The sequence below is a fragment of the Enterobacter sp. WP_7_1 genome, from assembly GCF_003688535.1.
GTDB lineage: Bacteria > Pseudomonadota > Gammaproteobacteria > Enterobacterales > Enterobacteriaceae > Enterobacter > Enterobacter asburiae.
Genome location: NZ_REFK01000001.1, coordinates 759,694 through 775,601, shown reverse-complemented (window position 1 = coordinate 775,601; position 15,908 = coordinate 759,694). Strand labels below are relative to the sequence as shown.

Genomic DNA, 15,908 nt, shown 5'->3' with positions numbered 1-15,908 from the left:
AGAAAACAATGACGACACCACAACCCGACTGGCAGGCGTATCTTGCGCAAATGGAGTCCGTTCTCGGCGTAGAGCTGGACGATGTCCGCCGCGCCGAGCTGCAATTGCAGTTCAGCCGCATTGCCACCCTGGCCGCCCCGCTGATGGCGCTGCCGCTCGACGACCGTCTGGAGATCGCAGGAGTGTATAAAGCATGAGGCTACACGAGATGAGTATCAGCGCGATCCAGCATGCGCTGAGCGCGGGCGAGCTGAGCGCTCGCGAGATTGCCCGCCAGACGCTGGAGGCGATTGCGCGCGTGAACCCGCAGATCGGCGCCTGGACCGCCGTGACGGAAGCGCGCATGCTCGCCGAGGCCGAGAGCATCGACACCCTGCGCCGCGAAAAGCGCCCCCTGCCCCCGCTGGCGGGCGTGCCCTACGCGGTAAAAAACCTGTTCGACGTTGCCGGCCACACCACTCTCGCAGGGGCAGAGCTGTTCAGCCAGCGCCCTGCCGCGGCCGCTGACAGCTTCGCGGTGCGCCAGCTGCGCAGCGCGGGCGGGCTGCTGACCGGGATGGTGAATATGGACGCCTACGCCTACGGCTTCACAACCGAAAACAGCCACTACGGCACCACGCGTAATCCGCACGATCTGGCGCGTATTGCGGGCGGGTCGTCCGGCGGCTCGGCCGCCGCCGTGGCCGCCGGGCTGGTGCACTTTTCGCTCGGCACCGACACCAACGGCTCGATTCGCGTTCCGGCCTCCCTGTGCGGCATCTATGGTCTGAAGCCCACATTTGGCCGCCTGTCGCGATCCGGCAGCCATCCGTTTGTCGCGAGCCTCGATCATATCGGCCCCTTTGCCCGCCGCGTGTGCGACCTGGCGTCCGTGTACGACGCGTTGCAGGGGCGGGACGGCAGCGACGGTTTTCAGGCGGAGAGCACGCGCGAGCAGACGCGTCCCCTGCTCGATCGCGGGCTTGACGGCCTGCGCTGCGCGGTGCTCGGCGGCTACTTCACCACCTGGTGCGATGCGGATGCCAGAGACGCCGTGGCGCGGGTGGCGAAGGCGCTCGACGTGCAGGATGAGCTGCAGTTCCCGGACGCCGAGCTGGCGCGCTCCGCGGCGTTTATCATCAGCGCCTCCGAAGGGGGAAATCAGTACCTGCCCGCGCTTCGCCGCGAGCCCGAGCGTTTTGAACCGCATTCCCGCGAACGCCTGCTTGCCGGGGCGATGATCCCCTCAGCCTGGTACATTCAGGCCCAGCGGTTTCGCGCGCACGCCCGGCAGGCGTTTAAAACCCTGTTCGCGCAGGCCGACGTGCTGATCGCCCCGGCAACGCCGCGCAGCGCGACGCTCGCGGGTGAGCAGACCATGGAGATTAACGGCCTGCCGCTCCCCATTCGCGCCAGCATGGGGATGCTGACCCAGCCGATTTCATTTCTGGGCCTGCCCGTGACCACCGTTCCGCTGCGCACCGCCCAGGGTGCGCCGATTGGCCTGCAGCTGATTGCCGCGCCGTTTAACGAGCAGGCCTGCCTTCGCGTCGCGCGCGTGCTGGAGGAGAGTGGCATCACCGATGCCCGTCCGGCGGAGGTGGCCGCATGATGAATCACGATGACATTAACCTGCCGTGGGTGGTTGCCGAGGTGACCGCCGCGTTTTACCGCTATGAAGACGCGCTGGTCAGCAACAACGTTGCGGTGCTGGACGAGCTGTTCTGGCACGACAAAAACACGGTGCGTCTGGGGGCGGGTGAAAACCTGTACGGGATTGATGAAATCCGCGCCTTTCGCGCGGCGCGCCCGTCAGCCGGGTTACAGCGGACGTTGCGCCACACCGTCATCACCACCTTCGGGGAGGATTATGCCGTGTGCAGCACCGAGTTTACCCGGGAGGGCACGGAACGCACTGGCCGCCAGCAGCAGACGTGGGTGCGGTTTGCCTACGGGTGGCGGATCGTGGCGGCACAGGTGAGTTTGATGTCGTAGTCGTAGGCCGGGTAAGGCGCAGCCGCCACCCGGCTAAATACGGCACACTTACTTCTGAAACGGATGCACCTCCCGCCAGTGGTCCGCAATCTGCTGGCGGGTACAGACCCACACCCGGTCGTGCTGCTGAATATAATCCAGGAACCGCTGCAGCGCGCGAAAACGCCCCGGCCGACCCAGCAGGCGGCAGTGCATGCCGATGGACATCATCTTCGGCGCGCTTTCCCCCTCTTCGTACAGCACGTCAAAACTGTCTTTCAGATAGGTATAAAACTGCTCGGCGGTGTTAAACCCCTGCGCGGTCGCGAAGCGCATGTCGTTCGCATCCAGCGTATACGGCACGATCAGGTGCGGTTTACGGGAGCCGTCGCCGCAGGCCACTTCCGTCCAGAAGGGCAGATCGTCGCCGTAGTAGTCGCTGTCGTAGTCGAAGCCGCCGTGCTCCACCACCAGCTGGCGGGTGTTGGGGCTGTCGCGCCCGGTGTACCAGCCCGTCGGCGGCTTGCCGAACAGGTCGGTCAGCACCTGCACCGCCTTGTGCAGGTGTTCGCGCTCCTGTTGGATATCCATGTGCTGATAGTGGATCCAGCGCCAGCCGTGGCTCACCACGTCGTAATCCGCCGCCCTGATTGCCTCGACGATCTCCGGGTGACGCGCCAGCGCCATCGCCACGCCAAAGACCGTCAGCGGCAGGCCGCGCTTTTGAAATTCACCGTGGATCCGCCAGAACCCGGCGCGGCTGCCGTATTCGTAGAGGGAGTCCATCGACATGTGTTTATCCGGATAGCTGGCCGCGCCGATGATGTCCGACAGGAACTGCTCGGATCCGGCATCGCCGTGCAGAACGTGGTTTTCCGCCCCTTCCTCATAGTTGAGCACAAACTGCACGGCGACGCGCGCCTGATTCGGCCACCGCGCGTGCGGCGGGTTGCCCGCGTAGCCGCGCAGATCCCGCGGGTAATTCTGTTCAAAAAGCCCCATTGCCACCCCCAAAAATTAAAATGGATTCAGTGCCTGAAAATGTCCGCTTAACGCTTTTTTCTCCGGGAAGGCCAGATCCCCGTGCTTGCTGGTCGATAGCCCCAGCGCCACCAGCGATTCCACCATCTTCACCGCCGCGCTGACGCCGTCGATGACCGGCACGCGCAGCTCGCGGGTCAGCTCCTGCGCCAGGGTCGCCATGCCGCCGCAGCCGAGCACGATGGCGCCGCAGCCATCCTCCTTCAGCGCCTGTATACAGCGCGCGCGCACCTTCTCCTGCGCCAGACCGCTGCCGTCTTCCAGCGCCAGCACCGGGAGATCGATAGCGTGCAGCGCCGCGCAGCGATCGTGAAAGCCATACTGGTGCAGCAGATGACGGGCAATAATCAACGTGCGCGGCAGCGTGGTCACCACCGAAAAGCGCGTCGCCACCAGCGTCGCCATATGCATGGCGGCTTCCGCAATGCCCACCACCGGCCCCTGCGCAAGCTCGCGCGCCGCCAGCAGGCCCGGATCGCCAAAGCAGGCGATGACGTGACCGTCCACGCCCTGCTCTCTGCCGAGCTTGACCTGTTCGAGAACCCCCACGGCGGCGATGGCTTCATCAAAGTGTCCCTCGATAGACGGCACGCCCGCGCTCGGGCAGACCGCGAGGATCTCCGTACCCGGCGCCGCCACCGCGCGGGCCGCCGCGCCGATGGTTTCCGTCATCGCGAGGCTGGTGTTGGGGTTAATCACTTGTATACAGACAGAGGACATTACGACTCCTTGTGGCCGGCAAACAGCCGGGCAAAATCAGGCAGGCACTCGCCCGCCCGCTCGAAGCAGAGGCTAGCGACGATATGTTCAAAATGGTGCATTAAGGCATCGCTGAGCGGCTGGAGCGCCTTCTGGCGCAGCAGATCCACCAGCTGTTCGTGATCGTTGCAGCGACACCCCTGACGCCACGGCGCGCCCCAGGTGGCAATCACCAGCGAGGAGCGCTGGCTCAGGCCGGTCACCATCTCCGTCAGCACCTGGTTGCCGGAGATGGCCTGGAGCTGGATGTGGAAATTGGCGGAGTGGCGAATTGCCGCCGGGCCGTCGTACGCCTCGTGCGCCTGCTGCTCCTGGCGAATGATGGCCTCCAGCGCGGCAAGGTGCGGCGGCTGGCAGCGGGCCAGCACGTCCGGCAGGTTGGCGACCTCCAGCAGGGCGCGGGTGCGGAAGATGTGCTGCGCCTCTTCCACCGTCGGGCTGGCAACGTGTGCACCACGCTTGGGCGTTAAGGTGACCATTTGCACAGCCGCGAGTCGTTGAAGCACCTTGCGGATACCCGTGCGGCTTACGCCAAACACCTCGGCCAGCGCCTCTTCCGGCAGTTTGCTGCCCGGCAGCAGCTGATGTTCGACAATCGCGGTCATCAGCGCCTGAAAGATCGATTCATCTTTGTCATGCAGGTCTGGCGCGGTCTGCAGGGCGTTTATGTTGTTCATTCACCACTCCGTCTTTTACTCTTCGTTATCGAATCGTATACATAAAAATAAAATATTGCATACAAGATTTATTATTTTGGCCTGGATCCTGCAACACCGTCTGTACTCCCACTCAACGGGTTTTCATTCACAGGAGCAGGTTTCATGCCAAACAGTCAAAACGCGCAGCAGGGTACGGCCGCTGATTCCGGTGCGGTTTACAGCCCACGTCTTTGCAATGAGGATCTGGCACCGACGCGTGACCAGAACTGGAGCTGGTACAACATCTTTTCGTTCTGGATGTCGGACGTTCACAGCATGGGGGGTTATGTTGTCGCCGCGAGCTTTTTTACGCTCGGGCTGGCAAGCTGGCAGGTGCTGCTCTGCCTGCTGGTGGGGATTTGTATCGTGCAATTGTGCGCCAACCTGGTGGCCAAACCGAGCCAGATGGCGGGCGTGCCCTACGCGGTGATCAGCCGTCAGGCGTTTGGCGTCTTCGGGGCCAATATTCCGGCGGTGATCCGCGGGCTGATTGCCTTCGCGTGGTACGGTATTCAGACCTACCTGGCCGCCAACGCCCTGATGCTGGTGGCGCTGAAGTTCTGGCCGTCGCTCTCTTCGCTTACAACAGGCGCGTTCCTGGGCCTGTCGCATCTCGGCTGGATCTGCTTTGCCATTATGTGGGTACTGCAGGCGATGGTTTTCTGGCACGGCATGAGCGCCATCAAGCGCTTTATTGATATCGCCGGTCCGGCGGTCTACGTGGTCATGCTGGCCCTCGCAGGCTGGATTGTATACAAGACCGGTTTTAACGGCATTTCCTTCACTCTCGCCAGCAAATCCCTGAGCGCGGGCGAGCAGACCTGGCAGATGATCACCGCGACCGCGCTGGTGGTGTCTTACTTCTCCGGCCCGCTGCTCAACTTCGGTGACTTCTCCCGCTACGGCAAAAGCATGGGCGAGATCCGCCGCGGCAACCGCTGGGGCCTGCCGTTTAACTTCCTGCTGTTCTCCATCGTCACCGTGGTGATTGTCTCCGGCACCCAGTCGCTGTTTGGCCGCATGATCACCGACCCGATCGAAACCGTCAGCCGCGTGGGCAACGATCTGGCCGTGGCGATTGGCCTGCTGACGATGATCACCGCCACCATCGGGATCAACATCGTCGCGAACTTTGTCTCCCCGGCGTTTGATTTCTCTAACTGCTCGCCGCAGAAAATCAGCTTCCGCACCGGGGGCATGATTGCCGCCGTCGGCTCGATCCTGCTCACCCCGTGGAACCTGTTCAACTCGCCGGAGCTTATCCACTACACCCTGGACGTGCTCGGGGCGTTCATCGGCCCGCTGTTCGGCATTCTGATTGCCGACTTCTACCTGATTAAGCGCGGCAAGGTGTCGGTCGACGATCTGTTCGACGACACGCCAAAGGGCAAATACTGGTACCGCAACGGCTTCAACCCGAAAGCCATTGGCGCGCTGATCCCGTCCGTTGCCGTAGGCCTGGTGATTAGCTTTATCCCGGCCCTGCATGAAGTGGCGAACTTCAGCTGGTTTATCGGCGTCTTCCTCGGCGGCGTGACCTACCGCTGGCTGGCGCGGGAAGACCGCGAGACGGCGGGCGCGACGTCGTTCAGCTCCCGCGTGGCGACGCAAAAAGAGTAACCCTCTCCTTCCGGCCGCAGCGCGTCTGCGGCCCGTTCATTCTGGCACCGTTCTTGCTGCGCCTTATCACCCCGCTACGCAAACACTAAGGCAGGAACCATGATGGATTACCAGACAGCGATCCGCGGCGCATTTTTTGATATTGCCCAGGTCTGCGACAGCGCAGACGCGATTGCCCAACACGCGCGCTACCTTGAGGACGGGCTGCTGTTTATACAGAGCGGGAAAATTCTGGCGCACATGCCGTGGCAGGAGGGCGAGCAGTATCTTGACCCCCACAAGGGCTACACCGACCTGCGCGGCAGGCTGCTGCTGCCCGGTTTTGTCGACACCCACGTCCATTATCCGCAAACGGAGATGATCGGCGCCTTTGGCGAACAGCTGCTGGAGTGGCTGACCACCTACACCTTCCCGGTGGAGAGCCAGTTTGCCGATGAAGCCTACGCGAAAGAGATCGCCGAATTTTTCATTCACCAGCTGGTGAGCAACGGCACCACCACCGCGCTGGTGTTTTGCACGCTGCATCCGGAATCGGTCGAGGCGCTGTTTACCGAAGCCCTGCGCCTGAACATGCGCCTTATCGCCGGAAAGGTGATGATGGACAGACACGCGCCGGACTACCTGAGCGAAGACGCGAAGCAGAGCTACCGGCAGACGCGGGCGCTGATCCAGCGCTGGCACCACCGGGGACGGCTGGGCTATGCCATTACCCCGCGCTTTGCCCCGACCTCATCCCCCGAGCTGCTTGCCGCGGTCAGCCTGCTCAGAGAGGAGTTCCCGGATACCTGGATGCAGACCCACCTGAGCGAAAACCCCAACGAAGTGGCCTGGGTGAGCGACCTCTGGCCGGAGCACGAGCGCTATCTGGACGTGTATCACCACTACGGCCTGACCGGCGAGCGCAGCGTGTTTGCCCACGCGATTCATCTTCACCACAGCGAGTGGCAGTGCCTGCACGACACCGGCTCGGCGGTGGCGTTTTGCCCCACCTCAAACCTGTTTCTCGGCAGCGGGCTGTTTCGCCTGCCCGCCTGCTGGCAGCACAGGGTGCGGATGGGCATCGGCACCGACGTCGGTGCGGGCACCACCTTCAGCATGCTGCGCACCCTGGGGGAAGCCTACAAGGTCGGCCAGCTTCAGAGCTACCGCCTGCGCGCCAGCGAGGCGTTTTACCACGCCACGCTGGGCGGCGCGCACACCCTCAGGCTCGACGATAAGATTGGCAACTTCGCGCCCGGCAAAGAGGCGGATTTCGTGGTGATCGACCCTGACGTGACGCCGCTGCAGCGCCTGCGCAATCGCCGCTGTCAGGATATCTACGAGCAGCTTTTCGTGCTGATGACCCTGGGCGACGAGCGCAACATCAGCGAGACCTGGGTCAACGGCGAGCGGGTATGGTCAACTGCCCCGGTAGGTTGACCACCCGCCGGGCGCAATCACAAACGGCAGGTGGAAGTGCTCGCCTGCTGCTTCTCCCGTCACAAAATCAATCTGCGCACAGGGGTAGAGCGTGTCGCGACCGGTTTCGCTAAACCACGCGCCGATCTCCGCCACCAGCCGATAGCGGCCTTTCGGCAGGAAAGGGACAAATTCGGTGATGCGACCATTTGCGTTGGTCACGCCCGTCGCCATGATTTCGCCCTCCCGTTCGAGATGAACCGTCACGCCCGCTGCGGGTTTGCCCGTCGAGATATCCAGAATATGGGTGCTGAGTGTGCTCATTCGCTAATGACTCCTTCCAGCCGTAGCAGCGTAATTTCCCGCAGCTGTTCCAGCGCGGCACGGACTTCCTGCGCGTCGCTGTTCTCCAGCCGCGCGTGCAGCGCCTGTAAAATCTCCTCGCCGCTGCGGCCCTTCGCGCGGATCAGAAACACGCGTCCGAAGCGGGCCTCGTAGCGGGCATTGCCCTCGCGCAGCGCCTGGGCAAGGGCAGCATCGCGATCGTTCACCGCGCCCTGCTCCTGGCGCGACAGCGCCGCCTCCGCCTGTGAACCTGCGGGTTTTTCCCCGATGCGCGGATGGGCGCTCAGGGCCTGCGCCAGCGCCGCTTCGTCCCAGTCTTGCGTCAGCGCGTTTGCCGTACTGAACAATTCGTCCCGGCTGGCGTAGGGCCGCCCCAGAGCCAGCGCATCGGCCCACTCAGGGAGCGCCACGCAGGGATGAATCAGCGCTAAGGCCTTTTCGTGGGGAAGATGATTGAAGTCGTGCAGTGCGATCATAGTGTCTCCTTTATTGTCTTCTTCCTGGTTGTTGCACAAACCACGCCACTCTGAGCGCGGGCGTGAAACAGTCGATTCCGTATAGCTCAACTGGAAATTTTTGATTCAAAAAAAGGCACGTTCACCGCGTTTGCGCACCTTAGCAGTGCAAACGTCACCCTCACAACGCCGTTTTCGCCACTCTGCAGCCTGGTACGCAAATTGCTGAATACCGTTACACCCTGCAAAAGGAGAGAAGCATGAGAGCAATCGTCATTGGCGCGGGTATTGGCGGCCTGAGCGCCGCCGTCGCGCTGAAGAAAGCGGGCATCGACTGTACCGTGTTTGAAGCCGTCAAAGAGATCCGGCCCGTCGGGGCGGCCATTTCCATCTGGCCTAACGGCGTGAAATGCATGCAGCACCTCGGCATGGGCGACATCATCGAGACCTACGGCGGGCCGATGCGTTTTATGGCCTACAAGGATTACCGGCGCGGCGAGACCCTGACCCGCTTCAGCCTTGCCCCGCTGGTTGAGCGTACCGGCGGGCGTCCCTGCCCCGTCTCGCGCGCTGAACTTCAGCGCGAAATGCTGGACTTCTGGGGGCGCGACAGGGTGCAGTTCGGCAAGCGCGTCGAACGCGTAAGCGAAGACGACGCGGGCGTGAGCGTGACCTTTACCGACGGCACCACGGCATCCGGCGATTTTCTGATTGCCGCCGACGGCAGCCACTCGGCAGTTCGCCCGTATGTGCTGGGATACACCCCGGAGCGCCGCTACGCCGGGTACGTGAACTGGAACGGGCTGGTGAAGATTGACGAAGAGATCGCCCCGGCGCACCAGTGGACCACCTTCGTTGGCGAAGGCAAACGCGTGTCGCTGATGCCCGTCTCCGGCGGTCGTTTCTACTTCTTTTTTGACGTGCCGCTGCCCGCAGGCCTGGCGGAGGATCGCACCACCCTGCGCGCCGATCTCTCGGGCTACTTCCGCGGCTGGGCGCCGCCGGTGCAGAAGCTTATCGCGGCGCTGGATCCTGAAACCACCAACCGCATTGAAATCCACGACATTGAGCCGTTCGACAGCCTGGTGCGCGGCAACGTCGCGCTGCTCGGCGACGCCGCGCACAGCACCACGCCGGATATCGGCCAGGGCGGCTGTGCGGCGATGGAAGACGCCGTCGTGCTGGGGGAGTGCCTGCGTGAAAACCACAGCATTACGCTGGCGCTGCGGCAGTACGAAGCGCTGCGCTGCGACCGGGTGCGCGACCTGGTGCTGAAGGCGCGTAAACGCTGCGACGTCACCCACGGGAAAGACATGGCGTTGACGCAGGCCTGGTACCAGGAGCTCAAAGAGGAAACCGGCGAGCGCATCATCAACGGTCTGTGCGAGACCATTCAGGGCGGCCCGTTAGGCTGAAGGCAAGAGGGACAACGATGAAAAGAGAACCGACTCCACCCGCCCACTGCACGTTTGAGCCAGAGGACTGGCTGCGCCTGGCGAAATGCTGGCACCCGGTCGCGCGCGCCTGCGACGTCGGCCCGGCACCGCTCAAGGCGACCCTGCTGGATGAACAGCTGGTGATTTACCGGATTAACGACCAGGTCGTGGTCGCCCGTGACGTCTGCCCGCACCGCGGCGTGCCGCTGACGCTCGGCTTTCACGACGAGCACGGGATTATCTGCCCCTACCACGGCCTCCGCTTCGGGGAGGACGGGCGCTGCAACCGTATTCCGTCCAGCCCCGACCAGCCCGTTCCGGCGAAGCTGAACCTGATTAACTACGCCGTGGAGGAGCGCTTCGGCCTGATCTGGACCTGCCTGGCGTTTGACCCGGAAAATCCCGCGCCGCTGCCCACCATGCCGCACTGGGACGACGACGGATTTCAGCAGATCAACTGCCCGGCGTTTGAGGTGAACGGTTTCGCCGGACGACAGGTGGAGGGGTTTCTGGACGTGGCGCACTTTGCGTGGATCCACACCGATACCTTTGCCGATCCCAATAATCAGCTTGTGCCCGCCTATCAGCCGCAGGAGACCGAATTTGGCTTTGTTGCCGATTACTGGAGCTCCGTGAGCAACTATTCCGCCGGTTCACCCGTGCAGGCGCCAGAAGGGTTCCAGTGGCTGCGCCATTTTGAAATGCATCTGCCGTTTACCGCCACCCTGACGATTCATTTTCCGGGAGAGTCGAGGCTGGTCATCATGAACGCCGCGTCGCCGGTGTCATCGCGCGTGACCCGCATGTTCGCCCCTATTGCGCGCAACCTTGACCTGCATATTCCGGTGGAGGACGTGCATGCCTTTAACCTGCGCATCTTCGAAGAAGATCGCCTGATGGTGGAAACCCAGCGCCCGGAAAGCCTGCCGCTGGATCTGACGCTGGAAGCCCATATTCCCGCCGATAAAAGCTCAATTGCCTACCGTCGGGGACTGAAAAAAATGGGCTTTGGCGAATTTTTCCTGGTATGACGGAGGCCGATATGCTGAGCGTAATTGTTGACGGGCTGTGGCGCGAGGGCGACAAAAGCCTCGCCGTCAGGCTGGTGGCTGAAGAGGGCGAAGCGCTGCCGCCGTGGCAGCCCGGCGCGCATATTGACGTCCACCTGCCCTGCGGCGTGGTGCGCCAGTATTCCCTGACCGGGGCATGTCAGGACGAGAGCTATCTTATCTGCGTGGGGCGGGAAACCGCCTCGCGCGGCGGATCGCGCTACGTTCACGAGACGCTGCGACCCGGGCAGAAATTAGCGATCTCTGCCCCGCGCAATCTGTTTCCGCTGCATCAGGCTGAGCGGGTGTTGCTGCTGGCGGCGGGCATTGGCATTACGCCGCTGTATGCGATGGCCCTGCAGCTGAAGGCGGCCGGAACGCCGTTTACGCTGCACTATTACGTCAAACGCCGCGAAAGCGCGGCGTTTGCGCGCGAACTCTCCCGGTTCGGTGAGTGCCACATTCATACCGCCAGACCGCGCACGGCGCTGGCAGAACATCTCCCGGCGGCTGAGGCGGGGCTTCACGCCTGGATCTGCGGCCCGGCAGGGTTTATGGAAAAAGTGCGAGACGTGGCGACGGCAAGGGGATGGGATGATGGCCATCTTCACAGCGAGGCGTTTCAGCCCGCGACCCCTGCCGCACGCGGTGACGCGGGCGAGATCTTTACGGTCAAACTCGCCTCGACCGGGGAGCGCTGGCCGGTGCCCGCGGATAAGACCATCGCTCAGGTATTACAGGAAAACGGCGTAGACGTGCCGCTGTCATGCGAAATGGGGATTTGCGGGGCGTGCCTGACGCCGGTGATTGACGGCGTGGTGGATCATCGGGATAGCGTGCAGTCGGAGGCGGAAAAAGGCGGGACGGACCAGCAGGTCGCGCTGTGCTGTTCGCGGAGCCATTCCGGGGAGCTGGTGATTGCCCTGTAAAACGAAAAAACCCTGCGATATTGCTATCGCAGGGTTTCGAATTTGGCGGAAGCGTAGAGATTCGAACTCTAGAACCCTTTCGGGTCGCCGGTTTTCAAGACCGGTGCCTTCAACCGCTCGGCCACGCTTCCAAAGTGAGGCGCACTATAAACATCTATTAGCACCTTGTAAAGCAGGAATTTTTCTATTTTTACCCACCGGCGTTTGACTGCGCAAAAATCACCCAGACGCTTGCCGCGCATCGGTCACAGCCCCCTTGTACATACCGTTACACAGCAACGCTCATCCTTTTAAATCGCTCTGGTATAGAATGCCACAAAAATAAACGGTCATTTGTTGTGTAATTGTTATAAATCTGCGTACCCACAGATTTAGAAATTACTGCCATGCAGTGTTACTGGTTGATGATGAAAATCAAAAATACGCTTTGCTTACATATCCTGATGGCGACCCTGGCCATTTTGTTCCTCTGTGTTCACCCGCTGGTGACGAGCTTCAATCCGCCCCTCACCTTCCAGCCGCTGATTAAATCAATGGCGGGCACGCCTAAAGAACAAGCGGAAAAAATTGCGACTATTTCCCATGCCTTAGAAGGGAATGCTATTTTCTTCATTGGCGCGTCTGAGGTTGCCACCTCAGAAGATGAACATTACGCTGTATATAATTACTTTAATAAGCAATTGCACAAACCCGTCGTGGCGTATGGCGATGCGTTCGTCGATGATGAAACGCAATTTTTACTGTTCTCACGTTTTAAAAATAGCCTTAACGCAAACAGTAAAGTTGTTTTGCTTCTGGCACCTGACAGCTTTTACTCAAAAGGGCTGCCACCGGCTATCTATGCCGATAATTTCCCCGGCTCTATTTTTAATCCGCTGATGAAGGATCCGCAGGCACGCCCGCTGCTGGTTAATTATTTAAAGCATATTGATAGCAAAGAAATAAGCCATTTAACCTTTGGCCAAATGCGCGTCTTTGGCTGGCAACCCGATCTGATGTGGGACGAGCTGAGCTTCCAGTTTGCCAACGTCTGCACCCTGATAAAAAACGACTGGCTGGCGCTGCTCAACATCACGCCCCAGACGGTACAGCCCTGGCCGCAGCAGCCAACAACCCACATTGCCCCCGACTGGGATAAAGAGCTGGCGAATGCGCGCGAGTTAAATAAAAAACGCCAGCAGAGCGCGGCTACGCTGTGGATGGACAAAACGATTTACGACGAGGACGGTAAGCCGCAGCAGTGGGACGACACGCCGGTTGTGCCTGCGCAAATCGCCGCTTTCAGTAAAACCGTTCAGCTGTTGAAAGAACGTCACGTGCAGGTGATTGCTATCGTCGACCCGGTTAACCCCTGGGCGCTTTACAATACCGATACCTTCCGTCCGGTTGATAAACAAATAAAAACCATTCTGGAAAAAAACCAGATCCCTTATTTAGATATGTACGCCATGCCTTATCAGAATGGCTGGAACTGGGATCGTTTACACCCTTCCGAACTGGCCTGGGTTCCTATGATTCGCTTTATTGCACAGAGTTTTAAATGATGAAAATCGCGATCCGTCTTTTTTTCCTTTATCTCCTGCTGGCGATCACCATCGTCGCGTGGACCTCTGTCGATGACAGCATGAGTATGCAGCTGCATTTTGAATATCAAAAGTTCTGAGGCCGAATGATGTACAGCTCAGGAATGTTTTTTGTTTATTTGTTTTCATCCGCGCTGGCGTTTGCGCTGGTTAATCGCGTATTACGCCATCGTCTGACCTGGTTATCTGCGCTATCGGTGCTGACGGCGCTGGGATGGGGATATATATTTCAGGGCGATTATATTGTCCCCGTCGCCGTTTTTTTCAGCTTTTATGTTTTTGCCACGCTAAAAGAGAAGGGATGGTTAAAAACGTGGCAGGCGGTCGTTCTGACATTATTGCCGCTGCTGCTGGTGAAATTACATTTAAATAACCACTGGGGCATGATCGGCCTCTCTTTTATGACGTTCCGCGCGCTGGACGTGCTGCTCTATCGCAGTAAAAAAGAAGGTCAGAATTTCCTGCACTATTTCTGTTATCTGTTTATGCCCTTTATTATCCTGGCCGGCCCAATGTACCGCTGGCGGACATGGATGAGTGACGTCAGCAAGCCCGTATTTGCCCTTAACCGCGAACAGTTTTTAGTCGCGTTAGAGCAAATCATTACCGGCATTGTCCAGAAGTTCCTGTTTGCCATGCTGATTGATTCGCTGGTCGTGCAGCCCTGGAGCCATAAGCCGTTTACGCTGACCGTGGGCGTGGTGATGTCGATTGCCTACAGCACCTACCTGTACTTTGATTTTGCGGGCTACAGCAATATGGCCATCGGCGCAGGCCGCCTGTTTGGACTCAATATTCCGGCAAACTTCAACATGCCGCTTCTGGCAAAGAACCCGCAGGATTTCTGGCGCCGCTTCCACATCAGCTTGTCTGAATGGCTGCGCGATGTGGTGTTTATGCCCGTTTATATGAACCTGATGAAATTCAATTTTTTCCGTCAGAACAAAACGCTGGCGCAAAATATCGGTATTTTTTGCACCTTATTCTGCATGGGGGCATGGAATGGCCTGGAACGCCATTACGTCATCAGCGGCGCGCTGTTTGGCGCGATTTCCGTCGCTCACAATATGCTGCTGTGGTCAGCCAAACGCAGCCCGGCATTGCACCGCGGCTTGCAGTATCCGGCCGTTGCGTTTTTAGGGCGAATTCTGACGCTGGGAAGCGCCGCGGGATCCCTTTACATCTTTAGTGGAATGTCACCTCTATGAAAAATCACTCCGATCTTCAGGAACTGCAGGATTTCTTACGTGCGGCATTATGCGATCCCGCCTCCCCGCAGCAGCTGGCCATCAGCGGCAGCGACGAAGCCTTAAGCTGGCTACAGCTTTCCGCTGCCGTGACGGACTGGGCGCAGCGCTATCAGCGCTGCCAGCCTGTTGCCGGTACGCCGGTCGTATTGTACGGACACCAGCAGGCCGAGTTCGCCGTGGCGATTTATAGCTGCCTGCTGCACAACATTCCGTACATCCCGGTGGACTGCATTTACCCGCAGGAGCGCCTTCGGGAGATCTGCCATCTGGCCAGCGCCCCTTACTATTACGACGTCGCGACCCGGCAGTTCATCGCCACCGGGGAACCGGGCAAGGTACTGGAGGAGCAGGATCTGGCCTACATCATGTTTACTTCAGGCAGCACCGGCAAACCTAAAGGCGTGCAGATTGGGCGTGAAAGCGTATGGCACTTCATGAAATGGGTCAGCCAGGACTTTTCACTGCCGGAAAAACCGGTCCTGATGAACCACGCGGTATTCAGCTTTGACCTCTCCCTGATCCCTTTGCTGGCGAATCTGGCGATGGGCGGACACATCGTGCTGAACGCCAAAGAAGACATTCAGAAAGAGAACTGGCTGGAGCGACTGAAAAGCAACGCGGTCTCCGCCTGGGTTTCAACCCCCTCTTTTGCTTACCAGCAGCTGCTTTCCCCGCAGTTCAACAGCGAGTATTTGCCTGCGCTCAACGTCTTTATCTTCATTGGTGAAGTGCTCAATAAGGCGCTGGTTAAACAGCTTCGCCGCCGCTTCCCGCAGGCCAAAATCATTAACTCCTATGGTCCAACGGAAGCGACGATTGCGACGACCGTGGTTGAAATCACGGATGCGATCCTGAACAGCGACAGCGCCGTGCTGCCGGTGGGGGTCATGATGCCTGAGAGCAAAATGGAAATTTCCGCCGACGGCGAGCTGATTATCTGGGGTAAAAACGTCATGCGCGGCTATCTCGGCCTGCCGCAGGAGAACGCGGCGAAATTACTCCGTCGGGAAGATGAAGCGTTTCGCGGCTACCGTACCGGCGATCTGGGCTATGAAGCGGGGCTGATCTACTGCCAGGGCCGCAACGACAGCCAGGTCAAACTGAACGGTTACCGTATTGAAATCAACGAGATCGAGAACCGCCTGCTGGCCATGTCCGGCATCAACGAAGCGGTGGTCCTGCCGCTGATGAAATCCTGCGGCAGCGTGCTGCGCATTGCCGCGTTCTGCGTGACGGATATGGCGCCGGACACCATCAAAACATCGCTTTCGAAGGTCGTTCCGCACTATATGGTGCCTTCACAAATTATCGTAAAAGACGCTTTGCCGCTGAATCCTAACGGCAAAATTGACCGCAAGCTGCTGGACGCTTACGCCCGCACAAATTAATGAC

16 protein-coding genes, 1 tRNA gene and 1 pseudogene are annotated in these 15,908 nt (G+C 60.0%); 12 read left to right on the top strand and 6 right to left on the bottom strand.

Annotated features, from left to right (window positions below):
* The first annotated feature begins 8 nt into the window (after positions 1 to 8).
* Genes hpxX through hpxZ form a run of 3 tightly spaced genes read left to right on the top strand, consistent with a single transcriptional unit; the run spans position 9 to position 1,974 of the window.
* Positions 9 to 197 (top strand): oxalurate catabolism protein HpxX, encoded by a 189-nt coding sequence (gene hpxX / locus BJ885_RS03775; RefSeq protein WP_121931218.1) that lies wholly within the window; start codon positions 9 to 11, stop codon positions 195 to 197.
* A complete protein-coding gene (locus BJ885_RS03770; RefSeq protein ID WP_121931217.1) occupies positions 194 to 1,591 on the top strand; it encodes an AtzE family amidohydrolase in 1,398 nt (465 codons plus the stop codon). Before hpxX ends, BJ885_RS03770 begins: the two co-directional genes overlap by 4 nt.
* On the top strand, positions 1,588 to 1,974 hold the full coding sequence (gene hpxZ, locus BJ885_RS03765; RefSeq protein WP_121931216.1) for an oxalurate catabolism protein HpxZ: 387 nt from the start codon (positions 1,588 to 1,590) through the stop codon (positions 1,972 to 1,974). The genes BJ885_RS03770 and hpxZ overlap by 4 nt, the downstream gene beginning before the upstream one ends.
* A gap of 48 nt (positions 1,975 to 2,022) precedes the next feature.
* Here the strand turns inward: hpxZ and puuE are convergent, their stop codons facing one another.
* The 3 genes and pseudogenes from puuE to BJ885_RS03750 form a co-directional block, all read right to left on the bottom strand.
* On the bottom strand, positions 2,023 to 2,922 hold the full coding sequence (gene puuE / locus BJ885_RS03760) for an allantoinase PuuE (protein ID WP_259467204.1): 900 nt from the start codon (positions 2,920 to 2,922) through the stop codon (positions 2,023 to 2,025).
* Positions 2,840 to 3,714: pseudogene (gene hpxA / locus BJ885_RS03755) on the bottom strand (allantoin racemase). Before hpxA ends, puuE begins: the two are co-directional and overlap by 83 nt.
* Positions 3,714 to 4,430 carry a GntR family transcriptional regulator gene (locus tag BJ885_RS03750; protein ID WP_010429412.1) on the bottom strand — a complete coding sequence of 239 codons (717 nt, stop codon included), beginning with the start codon at positions 4,428 to 4,430 and terminating at the stop codon, positions 3,714 to 3,716. Before BJ885_RS03750 ends, hpxA begins: the two are co-directional and overlap by 1 nt.
* A gap of 144 nt (positions 4,431 to 4,574) precedes the next feature.
* Between BJ885_RS03750 and BJ885_RS03745 the strand changes: the two genes are divergently transcribed.
* Both BJ885_RS03745 and guaD read left to right on the top strand, forming a co-directional pair.
* Positions 4,575 to 6,071, top strand: coding sequence for an NCS1 family nucleobase:cation symporter-1 (locus tag BJ885_RS03745; RefSeq protein ID WP_121931213.1), 1,497 nt, complete (start codon positions 4,575 to 4,577; stop codon positions 6,069 to 6,071).
* A gap of 99 nt (positions 6,072 to 6,170) precedes the next feature.
* Positions 6,171 to 7,490, top strand: a complete 1,320-nt coding sequence (gene guaD, locus BJ885_RS03740; RefSeq protein WP_121931212.1) for a guanine deaminase — start codon at positions 6,171 to 6,173, stop codon at positions 7,488 to 7,490.
* Here the strand turns inward: guaD and uraH are convergent.
* Together uraH and uraD are read right to left on the bottom strand one after the other, a co-directional pair.
* Positions 7,470 to 7,793 carry a hydroxyisourate hydrolase gene (gene uraH, locus BJ885_RS03735; RefSeq protein ID WP_121931211.1) on the bottom strand — a complete coding sequence of 108 codons (324 nt, stop codon included), beginning with the start codon at positions 7,791 to 7,793 and terminating at the stop codon, positions 7,470 to 7,472. The genes guaD and uraH overlap by 21 nt on opposite strands.
* The gene (gene uraD / locus BJ885_RS03730; RefSeq protein ID WP_121931210.1) at positions 7,790 to 8,290 is read right to left on the bottom strand and encodes a 2-oxo-4-hydroxy-4-carboxy-5-ureidoimidazoline decarboxylase; all 501 of its coding nucleotides are present in this window, start codon (positions 8,288 to 8,290) and stop codon (positions 7,790 to 7,792) included. The genes uraH and uraD overlap by 4 nt, the downstream gene beginning before the upstream one ends.
* Positions 8,291 to 8,529: 239 nt before the next feature.
* Between uraD and hpxO the strand changes: the two genes are divergently transcribed.
* From hpxO to BJ885_RS03715, 3 genes are read left to right on the top strand one after another with little or no spacing between them, the layout of a single operon-like run.
* Positions 8,530 to 9,684: an FAD-dependent urate hydroxylase HpxO gene (gene hpxO, locus BJ885_RS03725; protein WP_121931209.1), complete on the top strand. Its 1,155-nt coding sequence runs from the start codon at positions 8,530 to 8,532 to the stop codon at positions 9,682 to 9,684.
* 17 nt (positions 9,685 to 9,701) lie between these two features.
* Entirely contained in the window at positions 9,702 to 10,736 is a 1,035-nt protein-coding gene (gene hpxD / locus BJ885_RS03720) for a molybdenum cofactor-independent xanthine hydroxylase subunit HpxD (protein WP_121931208.1), read from the top strand.
* A gap of 11 nt (positions 10,737 to 10,747) precedes the next feature.
* On the top strand, positions 10,748 to 11,683 hold the full coding sequence (locus BJ885_RS03715) for a PDR/VanB family oxidoreductase (protein WP_121931207.1): 936 nt from the start codon (positions 10,748 to 10,750) through the stop codon (positions 11,681 to 11,683).
* A gap of 43 nt (positions 11,684 to 11,726) precedes the next feature.
* Here the strand turns inward: BJ885_RS03715 and BJ885_RS03710 are convergent.
* Positions 11,727 to 11,814: transfer RNA gene (locus BJ885_RS03710), tRNA-Ser, on the bottom strand.
* A 276-nt stretch (positions 11,815 to 12,090) separates the two neighbouring features.
* Here BJ885_RS03710 and BJ885_RS03705 point away from each other — a divergent pair.
* From BJ885_RS03705 to BJ885_RS03695, 4 genes are read left to right on the top strand one after another with little or no spacing between them, the layout of a single operon-like run.
* Positions 12,091 to 13,227: a D-alanyl-lipoteichoic acid biosynthesis protein DltD gene (locus BJ885_RS03705; protein WP_121931206.1), complete on the top strand. Its 1,137-nt coding sequence runs from the start codon at positions 12,091 to 12,093 to the stop codon at positions 13,225 to 13,227.
* Positions 13,224 to 13,346, top strand: coding sequence for a hypothetical protein (locus BJ885_RS23410; protein WP_023335174.1), 123 nt, complete (start codon positions 13,224 to 13,226; stop codon positions 13,344 to 13,346). The genes BJ885_RS03705 and BJ885_RS23410 overlap by 4 nt, the downstream gene beginning before the upstream one ends.
* A 9-nt stretch (positions 13,347 to 13,355) precedes the next feature.
* A complete protein-coding gene (locus tag BJ885_RS03700; protein ID WP_029739922.1) occupies positions 13,356 to 14,474 on the top strand; it encodes an MBOAT family O-acyltransferase in 1,119 nt (372 codons plus the stop codon).
* Complete coding sequence (locus tag BJ885_RS03695; RefSeq protein WP_047061520.1) at positions 14,471 to 15,904, top strand: AMP-binding protein; 1,434 nt, start codon at positions 14,471 to 14,473, stop codon at positions 15,902 to 15,904. The genes BJ885_RS03700 and BJ885_RS03695 overlap by 4 nt, the downstream gene beginning before the upstream one ends.
* Positions 15,905 to 15,908 lie beyond the last annotated feature (4 nt).